This is a genomic window from Dongia sp. (genome assembly GCF_041906375.1).
Classification (GTDB): Bacteria; Pseudomonadota; Alphaproteobacteria; order Dongiales; family Dongiaceae; genus Dongia.
On the sequence record NZ_JAYRJJ010000003.1, the window covers coordinates 457,382 to 472,813 of the forward strand.

Below are 15,432 nucleotides of genomic sequence, written 5' to 3' on the forward strand. Positions count from 1 at the left end.
TCGTTACGCGGGTCTCTGTTTGACAATTCTGACAGGGAGCTTGCTCATGACGAGGTTTGCGCGCCGATTTGGCATGGTATCGTTGTTCACCCTGATGCTGACCGGCATCGCCCAGGCGGAGGGACCGGAGATTTTCACCAGCGATGATCCTACCCTGCCCTTGGGCACCGTCACGACCGGGGCCAAGGAGCTGAAGCTCAACCGCGGCATCGGCAGTGCACTCTTCCACATGAAGGGCGATCCCGACAATGTCTTCTATTCGGTGACCGATCGCGGTCCCAATATCGATTGCGCGGAAGCCGAGGAATTGACCGGCGCCGATTTCAACAAGATGTGCGCCGGTGACGAGAAGGCCAAGATCTTCCCGCAGCCGAATTTCGTACCTTCCATCCAGCGCGTCGAGTTTGGCAAGGACGGCAAGTTCACCATCGTGGAACTGATCAACATTTCGGATGCGAACGGCAAGCCGATCTCGGGCCTGCCCAATCCGTTGAAAGGTGCCAAGACCGAGCACGCCTTCGACAAGGACGGTAAGCCGGTCGATTTCGATCCCAACGGCCTCGACACCGAAGGCCTGGTGCGGATGAGCGATGGAAGCTTCTGGCTGTCCGACGAATATGCACCGAGCCTCGTGCATGTCGCCGCTGACGGCAAGATCATCGAGCGCCTGGTGCCGCAGGGTCTGGAAGTCGATTTTGCAGCGGCCACCTACAAGGTCAGCGGCACGCTGCCGGCGATCCTCGCCAAGCGCCAGCTCAATCGTGGCATGGAAGGTGTCGCCATCTCGCCGGATGAGAAGTTCATCTATGGCCTGATGCAGAACCCGCTCGCCAACCCGGATGCCGATGCCTACAAGAAGGCGAATGCCACGCGCATCCTCAAAGTCGACGCCGCGACGGGCAAGCCGGTCGGCGAGTTCGTCTACCAGCTCGACCCGCATACGACTTTCAAGAACGACAAGAAGGCCGACAAGCAATCCGACGTGCGCCTCTCCGAAATCACGGCAGTCGGGCAAGACAAGCTGGTCATCCTGGAGCGCATCGCCAAGACCACCAAGCTGCATCTGGTCGATCTTTCCGCCGGCACCGATATTCTTGGCACGGCGTGGGACGATCCCAAGACCAGCCCGAGCCTGGAACAGGCCGATCTTGCCGCCGCCGGTGTCAAGCCGCTCACCAAGACCTTGTGGTTCGATAGCAGCGAACATGAGGGCATGCCGGCGAAGGTCGAGGGTGTCGCCATCATTGCGCCGGACACGCTCGTCATCATCAATGACGACGATTTCGGCATCGATGGCAAGAGCAAGACGCAGATCGTGCGCCTGAAGCTCGCTCTGCCGTCGATGTAAGCTCGGCGACGAGATCACAGGCAAAGAAAAACCCGCCCGACTTGAATGTCGGGCGGGTTTCGTTTTGAGCGCTAAGCCGTTGCTTAGAGACCGACGTCCTTGGCGGTGGCGTCGAGGGCGATCTTGGCGAGCTTCATGAACTCGTCGATATGCCCCGTAGTCCACATCAAGGGCGGGGAGAGCAGCATCGTGTCGCGCGTCGCCCGCATGACGAGGCCGTTCTTGACGCAATGATCGCGGCAGATGGTTCCGGTCTGGCCGAGTGGTTCGAAGGTCTTGTGGGTCTTCTTGTCCTTCACCAGTTCGATGGCGCCGACAAAGCCCATCGACCGGACTTCACCGACCAGCGGATGGTCGCGGAACTCCTCAAGGCGCTTGGCAAGGTAAGGGCCGGTCACGTCATGGACCGTCTCGACCATTTTCTCTTCGCGAATGATGCGGATGTTCTCGATCGCCACGGCGCAGGAAACCGGATGGCCGGAATAGGTGAAGCCATGATTGAACTCGCCGCAGGAATTCAGCACTTCGGCGACGCGATCAGCCACCATGATGGCCGAAAGCGGCATGTAGCCGGAGGTGAGGCCCTTGGCGAGCGTCATGAAGTCGGCTTCGATCTTGAACGGTTCGGAAGCGAACATGTAGCCGGTGCGGCCGAAACCGCAGATGACTTCGTCGGCGATCAGCAGCAGATCGTATTTCTTGCAGATCTTCTGCACTTCCGGCCAGTAGGTCGCCGGCGGAATGATGACGCCGCCCGCACCCTGAATCGGCTCGCCGATGAACGCGGCGACATTTTCCGCACCCAGTTCCAGGATCTTGTCCTCAAGCGCCTTGGCGGCGGCGAGGCCGAATTCATCCGGGCTCATCGAGCCGCCGTCGCCATACCAATAGGGCTGCTTGATATGGGCATGGCCGGGCAGCGGCAGGTCCGCAAGCTCGTGCATGTAGGTCATGCCGCCGAGGCTGGCCGCCACCATGGTCGAGCCGTGATAGCCGTTCCAGCGGCTGATGATGGTTTTCTTCTTCGGCTGCTTCTTGAGGTTCCAATAGGTCCGCACCATGCGCACGATGGTGTCGTTGGCATCCGATCCGGAGAGGCCATAGAAGACATGATTGAACTGCTTGGGCGTCATCTCGACCAGGAGCTTCGACAGTTCGGCCACGGGCGGATGGGTGGTCTTGAAGAAGGTGTTGTAGTAGGGCAGTTCGAGCAGCTGGGCATGCGCCACATCGGCAATGCTCTTGCGGCCATAGCCGATATTGACGCACCACAGGCCGGCAAAGGCATCGAGCATCTTGTTGCCGTCGGAATCGAACAGGTAGGTGCCTTCAGCCTTGGCAATGACGCGGGCGCCGAGCTTGCCGAGCTCCGTGTTATCGGTGAAGGGATGCAGATGCTGCCGGTCCTGGGCTTGCCATTCGGCCGTGCTGTTGCGCTTCATTTGTGCGGTCATGATAGAAATCCTTTGATTAACGGTCGGTTGTCGCGATGTCGGAAACAGCGCACCCGTCACGGGTTGAAATTCACCCGCGCCGTCAATATCAGGATCTCCTTCCGGCGCGAAAGCCGGCTGACCGCCGCCTCGATCGAGGCGGCGGTGCTGACCTGGAGTTTGCCGGTCGTCCTGTTCATGCTCAGACGTTCAGCAACAGATGCTCGCGTTCCCACGAGCTGATGACGTTCTGATAGGCCTCTATCTCGGCCATCTTCACGATCCACAGCGCCTTGATGAACTTCTCGCCGAGGAGCGGTCGGATCGGCTTGCAGCTCATGAATCGCTGCAGGGCTTCCTGCGCCGTCTTGGGCAGGGTGTGCGCCATGCGATAGGCGCTGCCGCTGATCTGGTTCGTGGGCTTCAACCGCTCGGTCATGCCCAGATAGCCGGCGACCAGCGATGCCGCCATGGCGAGATACGGGTTCGCATCGGCACCGGCGAGGCGGTTCTCGATGCGACGGGCCGGCCCGCTGGAGACCGGCACGCGCAGGCCGCAGGAACGGTTGTCGACGCCCCACTGCACGTTGATCGGCGCGTCGAATTGCGGTCGCAGGCGACGGTACGAATTGACGTTCGGCGCCAGCATCGGGATGAGCTGCGGCAGATACTTCTGCAGGCCGGCAACATGTGAACGGAACAGGGCTGAATCGCGGCCCTTGGTATCCGCGAACAGCGTCTTGCCCGTGCGCTTCTCAACCACTGACTGGTGGATGTGCATGGAGGAACCGGGCTGGTTGGCAAGCGGCTTCGACATGAAGGTGGCATAGACGCCGTGCTTCATCGCCGCCTGGCGCACCGTCCGCTTGAACAGGAAGGCCTGGTCGGCGAGTTCCAGCGGGTTGCCATGGTTGAAGTTGATCTCCATCTGCGCCGAGCCAGATTCATGGACCAGCGTATCGACGTCGATCTCCGAGCGTTCGCAGTAATCGTAGACGTCCTCGAAGATGTGGTCGAAATCGTTGACCGCGTCGATGCCGTAAGCCTGGCTGCCGGTTTCGGCACGGCCCGACTTGCCGATCGGTGGCAGCAGCGGCAGATCGGGATCGGTGTTGACCTGGACCAGATAGAACTCAAGCTCCGGCGCCACGATCGGCTTCCAGCCCTTGTCGTCATAGAGCTCGAGCACGCGCTTCAGCACGTAGCGCGAGGCATGTTCGACCGGCTTGTCGTTGACGTCATAGCAGTCGTGGATGACCTGCGCCGTCGGATCGGCATACCAGGGCACGATGCGGATGGTGTTGGGGTCCGGGCGCAGATAGACGTCCGGGTCCTGGAAGGAACCGATATCATCCTCATCGATGTCCGGATACTCGCCAGTGACGGTCTGCAGGAACACGGAACTCGGCAGGCGCAGACCGTCGTCGCGCACACCCTTCATGAACTTGCTCGCGGGCAGGATCTTGCCACGCGGAATGCCGTTCATGTCGGGGACAAGGCATTCCACCTCATCCACTTTTCGTTCGCCAATCCAATCGTCTATATACTTCATGATAAAGAACCATATATCTCAAATGTGATGGTCGGATATGACCTTGGGCGCCAGTCGATACGACCGGCAATGCAGGCAGAAACTAGCCCAAACAAGGCCTTTTGTCCAAGCCGGGCCGTCCTGCATCGGGCGCATGGCGCTGCCGAAGGGGAAGTCCGCGTTAACTGTCCGATTGTGAAGGAAGACAGCGATGTCAATGAGGCCGCGGGTCAGTCTTATTACTTTGGGCGTCGACGATCTCGCGCGTGCGAGACGATTCTATGAAAGCGGCCTGGGCTGGAAGATCTCAAGCGCCAGCAATGAGAACGTGGTGTTCATTCAACTGGCCGGCGGCGTAGGGCTCGGGCTCTTCAGCCGCAAGTCGCTCGCCGAGGATGCACACCTATCGGATGCGGGCTCAGGCTTCAGCGGCATCACCCTGGCGCAGAATCTCGAATCGAAGGAAGCCGTCGACCGCGCAATGGACCGGGCGATCGCTGCCGGCGGCAAATTGCTGAAGAAACCGGAGGACGTCTTCTGGGGTGGCTATTCGGGTTATTTCGCCGATCCTGAGGGGCATATCTGGGAACTGGCCTGGAACCCGTTCTTCCCCTTGAGTGCCGATGGCGGCATCACGCTCCCCTAAACAAAAACGGCGGGACCTTGCGGGTCCCGCCGTCTTCGATCCTTGCGGCTTATGCCGTCTTAGAGGCCGAGCGCTTCCGCGGCCGGCACGTACCTCTTCTTCAGATCCTCGGCCACGGCCTTGTAGGTGATCTTGCCTTCATGAACGTTGAGACCGTTCATGAGATGCGGATCGTCGCTGAGCGCCTTCTTGGCGCCCTTGTCGGCAAGCGCCAGGGCGAAGGGCAGGGTGGCGTTGTTGAGGGCGAAGGTCGAGGTGCGGCTGAGGCCGCCCGGCATGTTGGCGACGCAATAGTGGATGACACCGTCCACCACATAGACCGGATCGGCATGCGTCGTCGCCTTCGAGGTCTCGAAGCAACCGCCCTGGTCGATGGCGATGTCGACGAGGACCGAACCCGGACGCATCTGCTTGATCATCTTGCGGCTGACGAGCTTCGGGGCCGCAGCGCCCGGCACCAGAACGGCGCCGATGACGAGGTCGGCATTCACCACATGCTCTTCGATCGCATCGAGGGTCGAGTAGCAAGTATAGACCTTGCTGCCGAACATCTCGTCGAGCTGACGCAGGCGGTCGACCGAACGGTCGATCACGGTGACATTGGCTTCCATGCCCATCGCCATGCGAACGGCGTTGGTGCCGGAAACGCCGCCGCCGATGACGACGACCTTGGCCGGGGCCACGCCCGGGACACCGCCCAAGAGAATGCCGGCGCCGCCCTGGGCCTTCTCCAGGTAATGCGCGCCGACCTGTACCGACATGCGGCCGGCAACTTCCGACATCGGCGCCAGCAGGGGCAGGCCGCCACGGGCCGAGGTGATGGTTTCGTAGGCGATGGCGGTGCAGCCGGACTTGATCAGGCCTTCGGTCTGCACGGGATCGGGCGCCAGATGCAGGTAGGTGTAAAGGATCTGGCCCTTGCGGAGCATCTTCGTCTCCTTGGGCTGCGGTTCCTTCACCTTGATGATCATGTCGGCCTTGGCGAACACGTCCTCGGCGCTCTTGGCGATGGTGGCGCCAGCCGCCTTGTAGGAACGGTCGTCCATGCCGATGCCTTCGCCGGCGCCGGTTTCGACCAGAACCTTGTGGCCGTGATGAACGAGTTCGCGCACGCTCGAGGGCACCAGGCCGACGCGGTACTCGTGGTTTTTGATTTCCTTAGGAACGCCGATAAGCATAGGTCTTCTCCAATAAAGAACGAACCGGCCAGCCCTTGAGGGAGCCAGCCGGTTCGCAGATGCAATGGTTAGTCGATGGCTTTGAGGACGTCGGCCATGATCGAGACGGCCTGGTCGATATGGCTCTTCTCGACGATGAAGGGCGGCGACATGGCGATGATGTCGCCGGTGACGCGGATCAGCATGCCCTTCTCATAGGCCTTCAGGAAAGCGTCCATGGCGCGCGCACCCGGCTTGCCGGGGCGCGATTCCAGTTCGATCGCGCCGACGAGGCCGATATTGCGCAGGTCGATGACGTGCTTGGTGCCCTTCAGGCTGTGAATGGCGTTCTCCCAATAGGGCGCCAGTTCCTTCACGCGGTCGAAGAGGCCCTCGTTCTTGTAGATGTCGAGGACGGCGAGACCGGCGGCGCAGGCGACCGGGTGGGCCGAGTAGGTATAGCCGTGGAACAGCTCGATCGCATTCTCGGCCGAGGTGTTCATGAAGGTGTCGTAGATGTCCTTCGAGACGATGACGCCGCCCATCGGGATCGAGCCGTTGGTGAGGCCCTTGGCGCAGGTGATGAGGTCCGGCGTGACACCGAAATAGTCGGAACCGAAATTGGTGCCGAGACGGCCGAAGCCGGTGATGACTTCGTCGAAAATCAGCACGATGCCGTGCTTGGTGCAGATTTCGCGCAGCTTCTCGAGATAGCCCTTGGGCGGAATGAGCACGCCGGTGGAACCGGCGACCGGCTCGACGATGACGGCGGCGATGGAACTGGCGTCATGGAGAGCGACCAAGCGCTCGAGATCCTCGGCGAGATGGGCGCCCCAGCCCGGCTGGCCCTTGCTGTAGGCCATTTCCTTGGCGTTGTAGGTGTGCGGCAGATGGTCGACGCCACCGAGGGCCGTGCCGAACCACTTGCGGTTATTGACCATGCCGCCCACGGAGATGCCGCCGAAGCCGACGCCGTGATAGCCGCGCTCGCGACCGATGAGGCGGGTGCGGGTGCCCTGGCCCTTGGCGCGCTGATAGGCGAGGGCGATCTTCAGGGCGGTGTCGACCGATTCGGAACCCGAATTGGTGAAGAAGACATGATCGAGGCCGGTCGGCGCCAGAGCAGCGACGCGCGAGGCGAGCTCGAAGGCGGCCGGATGGGCCATCTGGAAGGGCGGCGCGTAATCCATCTCCTGGATCTGGCGCGACACGGCTTCCGAGATTTCCTTGCGGCCGTGGCCGGCATTGACGCACCACAGACCGGCGGTGGCGTCGAGCACCTGCTTGCCTTCGATATTGGTGAAGTGCATGCCCTCCGCCTTCACGAAGAGGCGCGGGTTGGCCTTGAAATGCCGGTTCGAGGTGAACGGCATGAAGAAGGCTTCGAGGTTGTTCGGCGTCGGCTTGAACTGAGTCGCCTCGAATGACTTCGTGGTGCGATTGGACATGGCAGCTTCCTATGGTTTCAGGGGCCGGTTCAAATGGGATGGCCGGACATTACCACGCTAAAGAAAATAAACAAGCGGCAGGCGGATCAATTCAATTGGTACAAGAATATCGGGCAAAACGATTGATTCTGTGAATCATGTGATTAATATACTTATCAGGCGAGCTTAGCTGTTAAGCTGCCAGCGGAGGCCGGCATGGACGAGAATCACGGATTCGATTTGGGCGCCCGCCTCAAGGCATTGCGGGAATCGCACAATCTTTCGCAGCGGGAACTCGCCAAGCGGGCGGGGGTCTCCAACGCCATCATTTCCATGATCGAGCAGAACCGCTCCTCGCCCTCGGTCGGCATGCTGAAGAAGCTGCTCGACGGTTTCCCCATGAGTCTCGCCGAGTTCTTCGCCGACGACCTCAAGCCCCGGCCGCAGATCTTTTTCGCGGCAACCGAACTCATTGAACTGGCCGGCGGACCTGTGTCCTACCGCCAGGTCGGGCGCGACATGTCCGGCAAGGCGATCCAGTTGATGCATGAGCATTACCAGGTGGGCGCCGATACCGGCGCCCAGATGCTGAGCCACGAGGCGGAAGAAGGCGGCGTCATCATCCGCGGCAAGCTCGAGGTCACCGTCGGCGACCAGGTGCGCGTGCTGGGGCCGGGCGACGCCTATTATTTCGACAGCCGCACGCCGCATCGCTTCCGCAATGTCGGCGCGGAAGAATGTGAAGTCGTAACGGCCAACTCGCCGCCGAGTTTTTGAGGCTGGTATCTGTCACGCCGCGCGCCCCTCCCAACCCTCCCCCCTGAAGGTGGGAGGGCTTCTATCCGAGTTCGCTTCGACACCTCGCTCTAAACTCCTCCCACCTTCAGGGGGGAGGTCGGGAGGGGGGCCGATTTGAAAACTCTCGCCAACCTCACCTCTCCCATCCCCATCAGGAATCGCTCGGGCAGCAAGCGGCCGTTTCGTGTCGGCCGCGACGTGGGCGGCTGCCTGCCGTCCCAGGAGGGGAACCCGGTCACCGCATCGGGTCCAGCGGGGGCCGACATATCCATCTGCGGCCCGAGGGGAGCGTCCTGTGACCCGGGACTCGCGGGGGATCGCTCATCCAGCCGATCCGGGAGGCCGGTTGCAGCCACCGGCCCAGGCTGCCCCCGGTGGAAGGGAGGCGATATGGTCGGCCTGCGCCCCGACCGGGGCTTGCGCCGAAGACAACCGAGCGATTCCGGATGGGCACCGGAGGGAGTGTGTGCACCAACGTATTAGTATCAAATTCCTAGCAAATTGTCAAGAACAAACAGGGAATATCGAAGAAGGATGATCGAGTCTTCGCTCACCCCCTCACCCTGACCCTCTCCCGCGAGGGGAGAGGGAAGGAGGTGCCGCTGGCAATGGCGGCTATTGGTATTGGCGGTTCCATGTCGCACAAAGCCCTATCCCTCTCCCTCCGCCGACGCATGTCGGCATTCGCCAACGGGCGGGAGGGGGGTGAGGTGAAGGGGCCGCGCATCGCTCTCCCGAAGCTGAGAAATTCGGGCAATTGCGGATGCGCGTCATTTCCGGGTGAACGCAGTGACTAGCGTTGGAATCTCGTGATCAGTGTGTAGGCGCCATAGGCAATGGCTGCAAAGGCAATGATGATGAAGAAGGCGATCAACTTAAGCAGATACGGTTCAGCAAGCTGCGGCACGTTGATACGACGCTTGATCCGATCCAATAGGCGATAGCTCGGAATGCCAGCGAGGATAGACACCACGACCGAAATGCCAATAGCCCACCAGTCCATCCCCTTTTACAGTTCGCTCTTCTGATACTGCGCCTTGTCGAGCCAGTCCTTGCGGATCTCGACGCCCCAGCCGGGGCCTTCGGGGATCTGCACCTTGCCGTCCTTGGCCACCAGGACGGGGTCGAACAGGCCGGTCTCCCACGGATAATAATCGAGGCCCTCGATCGAATATTCGACATAGGGTCCGGCATTCTCGATGGCGCCCATGAGGTGGAGCGTGAAGACGGTGACGAGCGACTGGTTGGCGGAGTGGGGCGTTACCGGCAGGCCGGCGGCCTTGGCCATGTTGACGACCTTCATCGTGCGGTTGATGCCGCCGAGATAGCAGACGTCGGGCTGCGCCACGTCGACCGCGCGCATGTCGATGGCAAAGCGCCAGAGGGCCAGATCGCAATCCTGCTCGCCGCCGGTGACGTCGAGGTTCAGGGCTTCCTTGACCTCCTTGGTCCAGTGATATTCCCAATAAGGGCAGGGCTCCTCGAAATGAATGATGCCGTGCTGCTCCAGCATGCGGCCAATTTCGATGGCCTTCTTCGGGCTGTAGCCGCTGTTGCCGTCGACCAGCAGACGCACGTCGTCACCCAGCGTCTTGCGGATCAAGGGCACGATCTCGTCGGTGCGGCCGGGCCATTCGTCCTGATCGTGGCCGCATTCCTTGCCGACGCGGAATTTGAAGGCGTCATAGCCGTGCTTGTCGCGCAGCTTGATGAAGCGCGCGGCCTCGTCCTTGGGCGTGATCTCGCCGCGCTTCATGCTGGACGCATAGACCGGGAAGGGGCGGGGCTTGCCGCCGAGCAGTTCGCACACACTCTTGCCCTCGATCCTGCCGCGCAGATCCCAGAGCGCGGTGTCGAGCCCGGTCAATGCGCGCATGAGGTAAGAGCCCGGAAACTTATGCTCGCGTTCCGGGATGGTCGTCACCAGGGTTTCGATGTCCAGTGCATCGGCTCCCAGGGCATAGCGCGCCACCTGGCGGTGAAAGATCTGGCAGGTGATGTCGGCATTATAGGTCGAGACCTGGCCCCAGCCCTGGCGGCCGTCATCGGTCGTCACCCGCACGAAGCCGACGGCTTGATTGCAGAAGGTCTCCAGACTCTTGATCTTCATCCGCTCGTATCCCCCGACGCCAGATATCGCGCACCCATCGTTGCGCATGGGCGGCAAATCTAGTCGGTGGGCCCAGCGGCCGCAATCTGCGTCCGGCCCCTTGCCGTATGACGGTTTCGTGACGCCGAAGCCTGCCGGGCTTCTGCTAGACTGGCCTCTGCTAGACTGGCCCCAAGAATGGCGCTTGGTTGGGTCTTGGAGAGGTTAGTGGCTGGCCCTATGAGTGCCATAGATTTGGGCCGGCTTGCGGGTATTACGCGACTGCGGTAAAACCAGCCGTCCAGATTTCGCACTTGCTTTGCGGAGAGACCGATGTCGTGTGATTTCACGTTTCCGGTGGCTTGCGGCAAGGCGGTTTCGCGCCCGCTTTCAGGGCAGCGGCTGAACGTCTCCGATAGCCTCGTTTCAAGAAATTCTCGCGCCGATTCCGGCTGCGGACGGGATAGGGTGCCACCGGCAATCCGATCCGGCGTCGGTCCAGTCATGTGATGTTTCGGGAGGCATTCACTTTTTCCAACTGAGATGTAAGATCAACCAGTCAGTCATTAGCAAGACGAAGGCCCCAACCCCCAAGGGAAGGGTCTAAAAGGTGAGAAGCTAACAGGGAATGATTGCTGCGGTTGGGCATTCCGCTCCACCGCCAACAGGGAGATGGTAGATGACAAAGAAGACTTTGACTTCCGCGCAACAGACCATGCGCGCGGCCTTGGTGTCGCGTCGCAAAGTGCTGCAGTCGGCGACGGCCGTCGGCGCCGCCGGTCTCAGCGCGCCGCTCTTCGTGAAGAACGCGTTCTCGTCCTCGGGTGAACTCAACCTGCTGATGTGGTCGGACGAATTTCCGGATCCCGTGATTCCGAACTTCGAAAAAGCGTCCGGCATCAAGGTCAACCAGACCCCGTTCTCGCAGAACGAGGAGCAGATCAATAAGCTGCAGGCGACCGGCGGCGAAGGCTTCGACCTCTGCCAGCCGACCTGCAACCGCGCCCCGCAATACAAGGACCTCGCCGTCCTGGCGCCGTTCGACACCAACAAGCTGAAGCATATGTCCGACCTGGTCGGGTCGATGCTGGAGAGTTCGCAGAAGCTTTGGACCTGGGAAGATGGCCTCTATCACCTGCCGCATTGCTGGGGCTCGGAAGCGCTTTCCTATCGCACCGACCTCTACAAGGGCGACGTTGCCAATCTCAGCTATGGTTCGCTGTGGGATGACGATGTGAAGGGTCACACGCAGGGCCGCGGCCATTCGTTCCTGCTCGGCATCGGCCTGTGGTGGGATGCGTCCGGCAAGATGCCGTCCAACCGCATGCTCGACGGCTACAAGGACGAAGCCTCGTTCAAGAAGCTGTGGGATCCGATCCTTGCCTTCGCCATCGAACACAAGTCGTGGGTGAAGCAGTTCTGGGATTCGGCCGATAACACCAAGTCCGGCCTGATGGAAAACGATGTGTGGATCGGCCAGACCTGGGACGGCCCGCCGCTGAAGCTGAAGTCGGAAGGCAAGCCGGTCAACTACACCTCGCCCAAGGAAGGTGCCATCGTCTGGCTCGACGGCCTGTCGCAGATGAAGGCCGCCAAGAACATCGACCAGATCTATGAGTTCATCAACTATCTGCACACGCCGGAAGTCGCCGCCCTGGTGGCCGAAGGCTCGGGCTACAACCCGGTCGTGACGGGTGGTGATGCGCTGACCTCGGAGAACTTCAAGAAGAACTTCCAGGAAGCCTATCCGGGCGATGCGCTGAAGAACGTCTGGCCGTGGCCGGCCGAGCCGGCCTGGTATGCGGAAATCCGCAGCCAGTACGTCGATCAGTTCAAAGCCGCGTAACAGCGTTCGAGCAGTATGTGGTCAGCCCCGGTTCGCCGGGGCTGACTCGTTTCTGGCCGGGTTCCGATCATGCTTGATCTCATCCGATCTTGAGCGGAAACTCGACCCAATCACAAAATTATAAATCTAAAACAGGGATTGCATATGAGTGCGGGCGTCGAGCTAGACCATTTAACGGTCCGCTTCGGTGAGTTCACGGCTGTCGACAATGCGACACTCGACATCAAGGGCGGCGAATTTTTTTCCTTTCTCGGTCCGTCGGGCTGCGGCAAGACGACGATTCTGCGCGCCGTGTCCGGCTTTCTGGAGCCATCCGAAGGTGCCGTAAAAATTGGTGGCCAGGACATGCGCGGTATCGGGCCCAACAAGCGCCCGACCGCCCTGATTTTTCAGAATCTGGCGCTCTTTCCGCTGATGACGGTGGCCGACAACATCACCTACGGCCTGCGCGTTCGCGGCATCGACAAGGCGGAGCGCAACAAGAAAGCCAATGAACTTCTCGACCTCATTGCCCTGCCCGGGCAGGGCAATAAACTGGTGAGCGAACTCTCCGGCGGGCAGAAGCAGCGCGTGGCAATCGCCCGCGCCCTGGCGGTGCAGCCCAAGGTGCTGCTGCTCGACGAGCCGCTTTCGGCGCTCGACCTCAAGTTGCGGCAGCATATGCGCAGCGAATTGCGCAGCATCCAGCGGCTGGTCGGCATCACCTTCATCTACATCACGCATGATCAGGGTGAAGCGCTCACCATGTCCGACCGCATCGCGGTCATGAGCGATGGGGTGATCCAGCAGGTCGCTGACGGCAAGGCCGTCTATGACGATCCGGCGACACCTTTCGTTGCGTCCTTTGTCGGCGAGAACAATGCCTTCAGCGGCACGGTCTCACGCGCCGATGCCGCGCACGCCGTGGTCGATACGCCGTTCGGTGCCTTGCGCGGCCGCAATCCGAAGGGATTGAAAGCCGGCGACAAGGCCATTCTTTTCGTGCGGCCGGAATCGGCGCGCCTCGAGAAGGGTGCTGCCGACACGACTTTCTCGTCGAAGGTGAAGGCTGTCGCCTTCGAAGGCAACATGTCCCACGTCTTCCTCGAAGGGGTGGGCAAGAAGGACATCACGGTCACCGTCGGCCGCCAGGGCAGCGTCAGCATTCCCGCCCAGGACGAGGTGGCGACAATCTCCTACGACGCGGATCTCGGCCTCGTCCTGCCGGAAGGGAAGATGGCCCGTGAGTAGCCGCGCTCTCGTCTTTTTCGTCCCCGTCATCGTCATCGCCATCTTCTGGTTGATGGCGCGGCAGGAGTCCAAGCGGGGCGTCGACCCCACGCATAAGGGCTTCTTCGAGCGCAATGGCATTGTTCTGGGTGCCGTCTTCATCGGGCTGGTCGCGTTCTGGACCCTGTTCCTGGTGGCGTTGCCCTATCTCTATATGGTGGTAGAGAGCTTCCACCCAAACCTGCCGCCCCTCAAGCGCGGCGGACCGGATGATGTCGTGACGATCGCGCAATACAAATCCTTCTTCATCACGCCCAATAGCGGGCTGGTGAACTCGACACATTTGTGGGCGTTCTTCTTCTCGATCCTCGCCTCCGTCGCGGTGACGGCGCTGAACTTCGCCATCTGCTATCCGCTCGCCTATTACATGGCCCAGACCGGGACGCCGCAGAAGGTGCGCCTGCTGATGCTGTGCCTGATCGTGCCCTATTGGGTGAACGAAATCCTGCGCGCCTTTTCCCTGCGCCTGCTGCTGGCATCCAAAGGCCTCATCAACCAGGTGCTGGTGGGGAGCGGCATCATCGATACGCCGATCGATTTCCTCGGCAACAATACCGGTCTCTATGTGGGCCTTTCCTATGCCTATCTGCTGGTGATGATGTTCCCGCTCTACAATGCGATCGAGAGCCTGGACAAGAACCAGATCGAGGCCGCGCGCGACCTTGGCGCACCCTGGTGGCGCATCCACAAGGATGTGGTCATTCCCTATGCCAAGCCCGGCATCGCTTCCGGCTGCACCATGGTCTTCATGCTGTCGGCGGGCTCGCTGGCGGCACCGCAATTCCTCGGCGGGCCGCGCACCTTGTGGTTCACGGCCGTCATCTACGACTTCTTCTTCCAGGCCTTCAACTGGGCCCGCGGGGCAGCCTATTCGTTCATCCTGCTGGCTGCCTGCATCGCGCTGGTTCTGGCTTTGCTGCGTCTCTTCAAAGTCTCGCTTGGGGAGACCATCCGATGAACTCCAAGATGATCATGAAGGGGATGATCGGCTTCTACATCTTCCTCTTCTTCCTCTATCTCTTCGGGCCGCTTCTGGTGATGGGCGTTACCGCCTTCAACACGCCGGCCTACCCGCAGGCCTACCCGTTCGAGAGCTTCACGCTCGACTGGTTCGTCAAGCTGTGGAACCACCGGGCCATGATGGACGGGTTGAAGAACTCCGTCATCATCGGCCTCGGCGTCGTGGCGATCTCGGTGCCGGTGGGACTCGCGGCGTCGATCATCATGAGCCAGATCTACCACAGGGCGCGGAGCCTCTATTATCTCATCACCATCTCGCCCTTGCTGACGCCCGGCGTCATCATCGGCATCTCGACGGTGATTTTCTGGAAGGACGTGCTGGGGGTCACCGACTTTACCAAGGCGGTGTTCTACAAGGGCATGATCCTGGCGATCCTCGGCCAGGCGAGCTTCGTCTCGGCCTATTGCCTGCTCATCTTCATGGCGCGGCTCACGCGTTTCGACCGTGCCCAGGAAGAGGCGGCGCTCGATCTGGGCGCTTCCTACCCGCAGGTCTTCTGGCACATCCTGTTGCCGTTCCTCAAACCCGCCGTCGTCTCGGCCGTCGTGATCGGGTTCCTGTCCTCGTTCGAGAACTACAACACCACGACCTTCGCCATCCTGGCGGATAAGACGCTGGTCACGGTGCTGGCAGGCGAGGTGCGGCAGGGCACGACCCCGGCGCTTTCGGCGCTCGCGGTCATCATCATCAGCATCTCGCTGGCCGGCGCCATCCTTTACGAGGTGGTGAAGCGCCGCGAGCAGGCCAAGGCCGACCGTGCCCAGCGCCAGGCCCAGATCGCCGAGCGCAACGAAGTGGCGGTGGCCTAGCGGCAAAGGTCTCAGGCACCGGGAGGCCCAGAATTGTGGCTTCCCGGTTGCCAGAACC

Annotated in this window: 14 protein-coding genes; 7 read left to right on the top strand and 7 right to left on the bottom strand. The window is 61.2% G+C overall.

Annotation, left to right across the window (positions count from 1 at the left end):
- Positions 1-46: 46 nt before the first annotated feature.
- Positions 47-1,348 carry an esterase-like activity of phytase family protein gene (locus ACE3OA_RS13550; protein ID WP_374311499.1) on the top strand — a complete coding sequence of 434 codons (1,302 nt, stop codon included), beginning with the start codon at positions 47-49 and terminating at the stop codon, positions 1,346-1,348.
- Between the two features lie 83 nt (positions 1,349-1,431).
- On the opposite strand, the gene ACE3OA_RS13555 is transcribed toward ACE3OA_RS13550, so the two are convergent.
- From ACE3OA_RS13555 to ACE3OA_RS13565, 3 genes are read right to left on the bottom strand one after another with little or no spacing between them, the layout of a single operon-like run.
- A complete protein-coding gene (locus tag ACE3OA_RS13555; RefSeq protein WP_374311501.1) occupies positions 1,432-2,802 on the bottom strand; it encodes an aspartate aminotransferase family protein in 1,371 nt (456 codons plus the stop codon).
- 56 nt (positions 2,803-2,858) lie between these two features.
- Complete coding sequence (locus ACE3OA_RS13560; RefSeq protein ID WP_374311503.1) at positions 2,859-2,981, bottom strand: hypothetical protein; 123 nt, start codon at positions 2,979-2,981, stop codon at positions 2,859-2,861.
- A 2-nt stretch (positions 2,982-2,983) separates the two neighbouring features.
- Positions 2,984-4,333, bottom strand: coding sequence for a glutamine synthetase family protein (locus ACE3OA_RS13565; protein WP_374311505.1), 1,350 nt, complete (start codon positions 4,331-4,333; stop codon positions 2,984-2,986).
- A 190-nt stretch (positions 4,334-4,523) separates the two neighbouring features.
- Between ACE3OA_RS13565 and ACE3OA_RS13570 the strand changes: the two genes are divergently transcribed.
- A complete protein-coding gene (locus tag ACE3OA_RS13570) occupies positions 4,524-4,958 on the top strand; it encodes a VOC family protein (protein ID WP_374311507.1) in 435 nt (144 codons plus the stop codon).
- 59 nt (positions 4,959-5,017) lie between these two features.
- Here ACE3OA_RS13570 and ald read toward each other — a convergent pair whose 3' ends face one another.
- Both ald and ACE3OA_RS13580 read right to left on the bottom strand, forming a co-directional pair.
- Positions 5,018-6,136 (bottom strand): alanine dehydrogenase, encoded by a 1,119-nt coding sequence (gene ald, locus ACE3OA_RS13575; protein WP_374311509.1) that lies wholly within the window; start codon positions 6,134-6,136, stop codon positions 5,018-5,020.
- Between the two features lie 68 nt (positions 6,137-6,204).
- On the bottom strand, positions 6,205-7,563 hold the full coding sequence (locus tag ACE3OA_RS13580; protein ID WP_374311511.1) for an aspartate aminotransferase family protein: 1,359 nt from the start codon (positions 7,561-7,563) through the stop codon (positions 6,205-6,207).
- A gap of 195 nt (positions 7,564-7,758) precedes the next feature.
- On the opposite strand from ACE3OA_RS13580, the gene ACE3OA_RS13585 reads away from it, so the two are divergent.
- Positions 7,759-8,319: a cupin domain-containing protein gene (locus ACE3OA_RS13585; RefSeq protein ID WP_374311513.1), complete on the top strand. Its 561-nt coding sequence runs from the start codon at positions 7,759-7,761 to the stop codon at positions 8,317-8,319.
- An 814-nt stretch (positions 8,320-9,133) separates the two neighbouring features.
- On the opposite strand, the gene ACE3OA_RS13590 is transcribed toward ACE3OA_RS13585, so the two are convergent.
- A complete protein-coding gene (locus tag ACE3OA_RS13590) occupies positions 9,134-9,343 on the bottom strand; it encodes a hypothetical protein (RefSeq protein ID WP_374311515.1) in 210 nt (69 codons plus the stop codon).
- Between the two features lie 6 nt (positions 9,344-9,349).
- Complete coding sequence (locus ACE3OA_RS13595) at positions 9,350-10,450, bottom strand: mandelate racemase/muconate lactonizing enzyme family protein (RefSeq protein ID WP_374311517.1); 1,101 nt, start codon at positions 10,448-10,450, stop codon at positions 9,350-9,352.
- Between the two features lie 658 nt (positions 10,451-11,108).
- On the opposite strand from ACE3OA_RS13595, the gene ACE3OA_RS13600 reads away from it, so the two are divergent.
- From ACE3OA_RS13600 to ACE3OA_RS13615, 4 genes are all read left to right on the top strand, one after another.
- A complete protein-coding gene (locus ACE3OA_RS13600; protein ID WP_374311519.1) occupies positions 11,109-12,275 on the top strand; it encodes an extracellular solute-binding protein in 1,167 nt (388 codons plus the stop codon).
- Between the two features lie 144 nt (positions 12,276-12,419).
- Complete coding sequence (locus ACE3OA_RS13605; protein WP_374311521.1) at positions 12,420-13,505, top strand: ABC transporter ATP-binding protein; 1,086 nt, start codon at positions 12,420-12,422, stop codon at positions 13,503-13,505.
- A complete protein-coding gene (locus tag ACE3OA_RS13610; protein WP_374311523.1) occupies positions 13,498-14,502 on the top strand; it encodes an ABC transporter permease in 1,005 nt (334 codons plus the stop codon). The genes ACE3OA_RS13605 and ACE3OA_RS13610 overlap by 8 nt, the downstream gene beginning before the upstream one ends.
- Positions 14,499-15,374 carry an ABC transporter permease gene (locus ACE3OA_RS13615; RefSeq protein ID WP_374311525.1) on the top strand — a complete coding sequence of 292 codons (876 nt, stop codon included), beginning with the start codon at positions 14,499-14,501 and terminating at the stop codon, positions 15,372-15,374. Before ACE3OA_RS13610 ends, ACE3OA_RS13615 begins: the two co-directional genes overlap by 4 nt.
- Positions 15,375-15,432: the final 58 nt, after the last annotated feature.

Coding starts and splice junctions, on each gene's coding strand:
- ACE3OA_RS13550 (WP_374311499.1), top strand. CDS start 47: ATGACGAGGTTTGCGCGCCGATTTGGCATGGTATCGTTGTTCACCCTG.
- ACE3OA_RS13555 (WP_374311501.1), bottom strand. CDS start 2,802: ATGACCGCACAAATGAAGCGCAACAGCACGGCCGAATGGCAAGCCCAG.
- ACE3OA_RS13560 (WP_374311503.1), bottom strand. CDS start 2,981: ATGAACAGGACGACCGGCAAACTCCAGGTCAGCACCGCCGCCTCGATC.
- ACE3OA_RS13565 (WP_374311505.1), bottom strand. CDS start 4,333: ATGAAGTATATAGACGATTGGATTGGCGAACGAAAAGTGGATGAGGTG.
- ACE3OA_RS13570 (WP_374311507.1), top strand. CDS start 4,524: ATGTCAATGAGGCCGCGGGTCAGTCTTATTACTTTGGGCGTCGACGAT.
- ald (WP_374311509.1), bottom strand. CDS start 6,136: ATGCTTATCGGCGTTCCTAAGGAAATCAAAAACCACGAGTACCGCGTC.
- ACE3OA_RS13580 (WP_374311511.1), bottom strand. CDS start 7,563: ATGTCCAATCGCACCACGAAGTCATTCGAGGCGACTCAGTTCAAGCCG.
- ACE3OA_RS13585 (WP_374311513.1), top strand. CDS start 7,759: ATGGACGAGAATCACGGATTCGATTTGGGCGCCCGCCTCAAGGCATTG.
- ACE3OA_RS13590 (WP_374311515.1), bottom strand. CDS start 9,343: ATGGACTGGTGGGCTATTGGCATTTCGGTCGTGGTGTCTATCCTCGCT.
- ACE3OA_RS13595 (WP_374311517.1), bottom strand. CDS start 10,450: ATGAAGATCAAGAGTCTGGAGACCTTCTGCAATCAAGCCGTCGGCTTC.
- ACE3OA_RS13600 (WP_374311519.1), top strand. CDS start 11,109: ATGACAAAGAAGACTTTGACTTCCGCGCAACAGACCATGCGCGCGGCC.
- ACE3OA_RS13605 (WP_374311521.1), top strand. CDS start 12,420: ATGAGTGCGGGCGTCGAGCTAGACCATTTAACGGTCCGCTTCGGTGAG.
- ACE3OA_RS13615 (WP_374311525.1), top strand. CDS start 14,499: ATGAACTCCAAGATGATCATGAAGGGGATGATCGGCTTCTACATCTTC.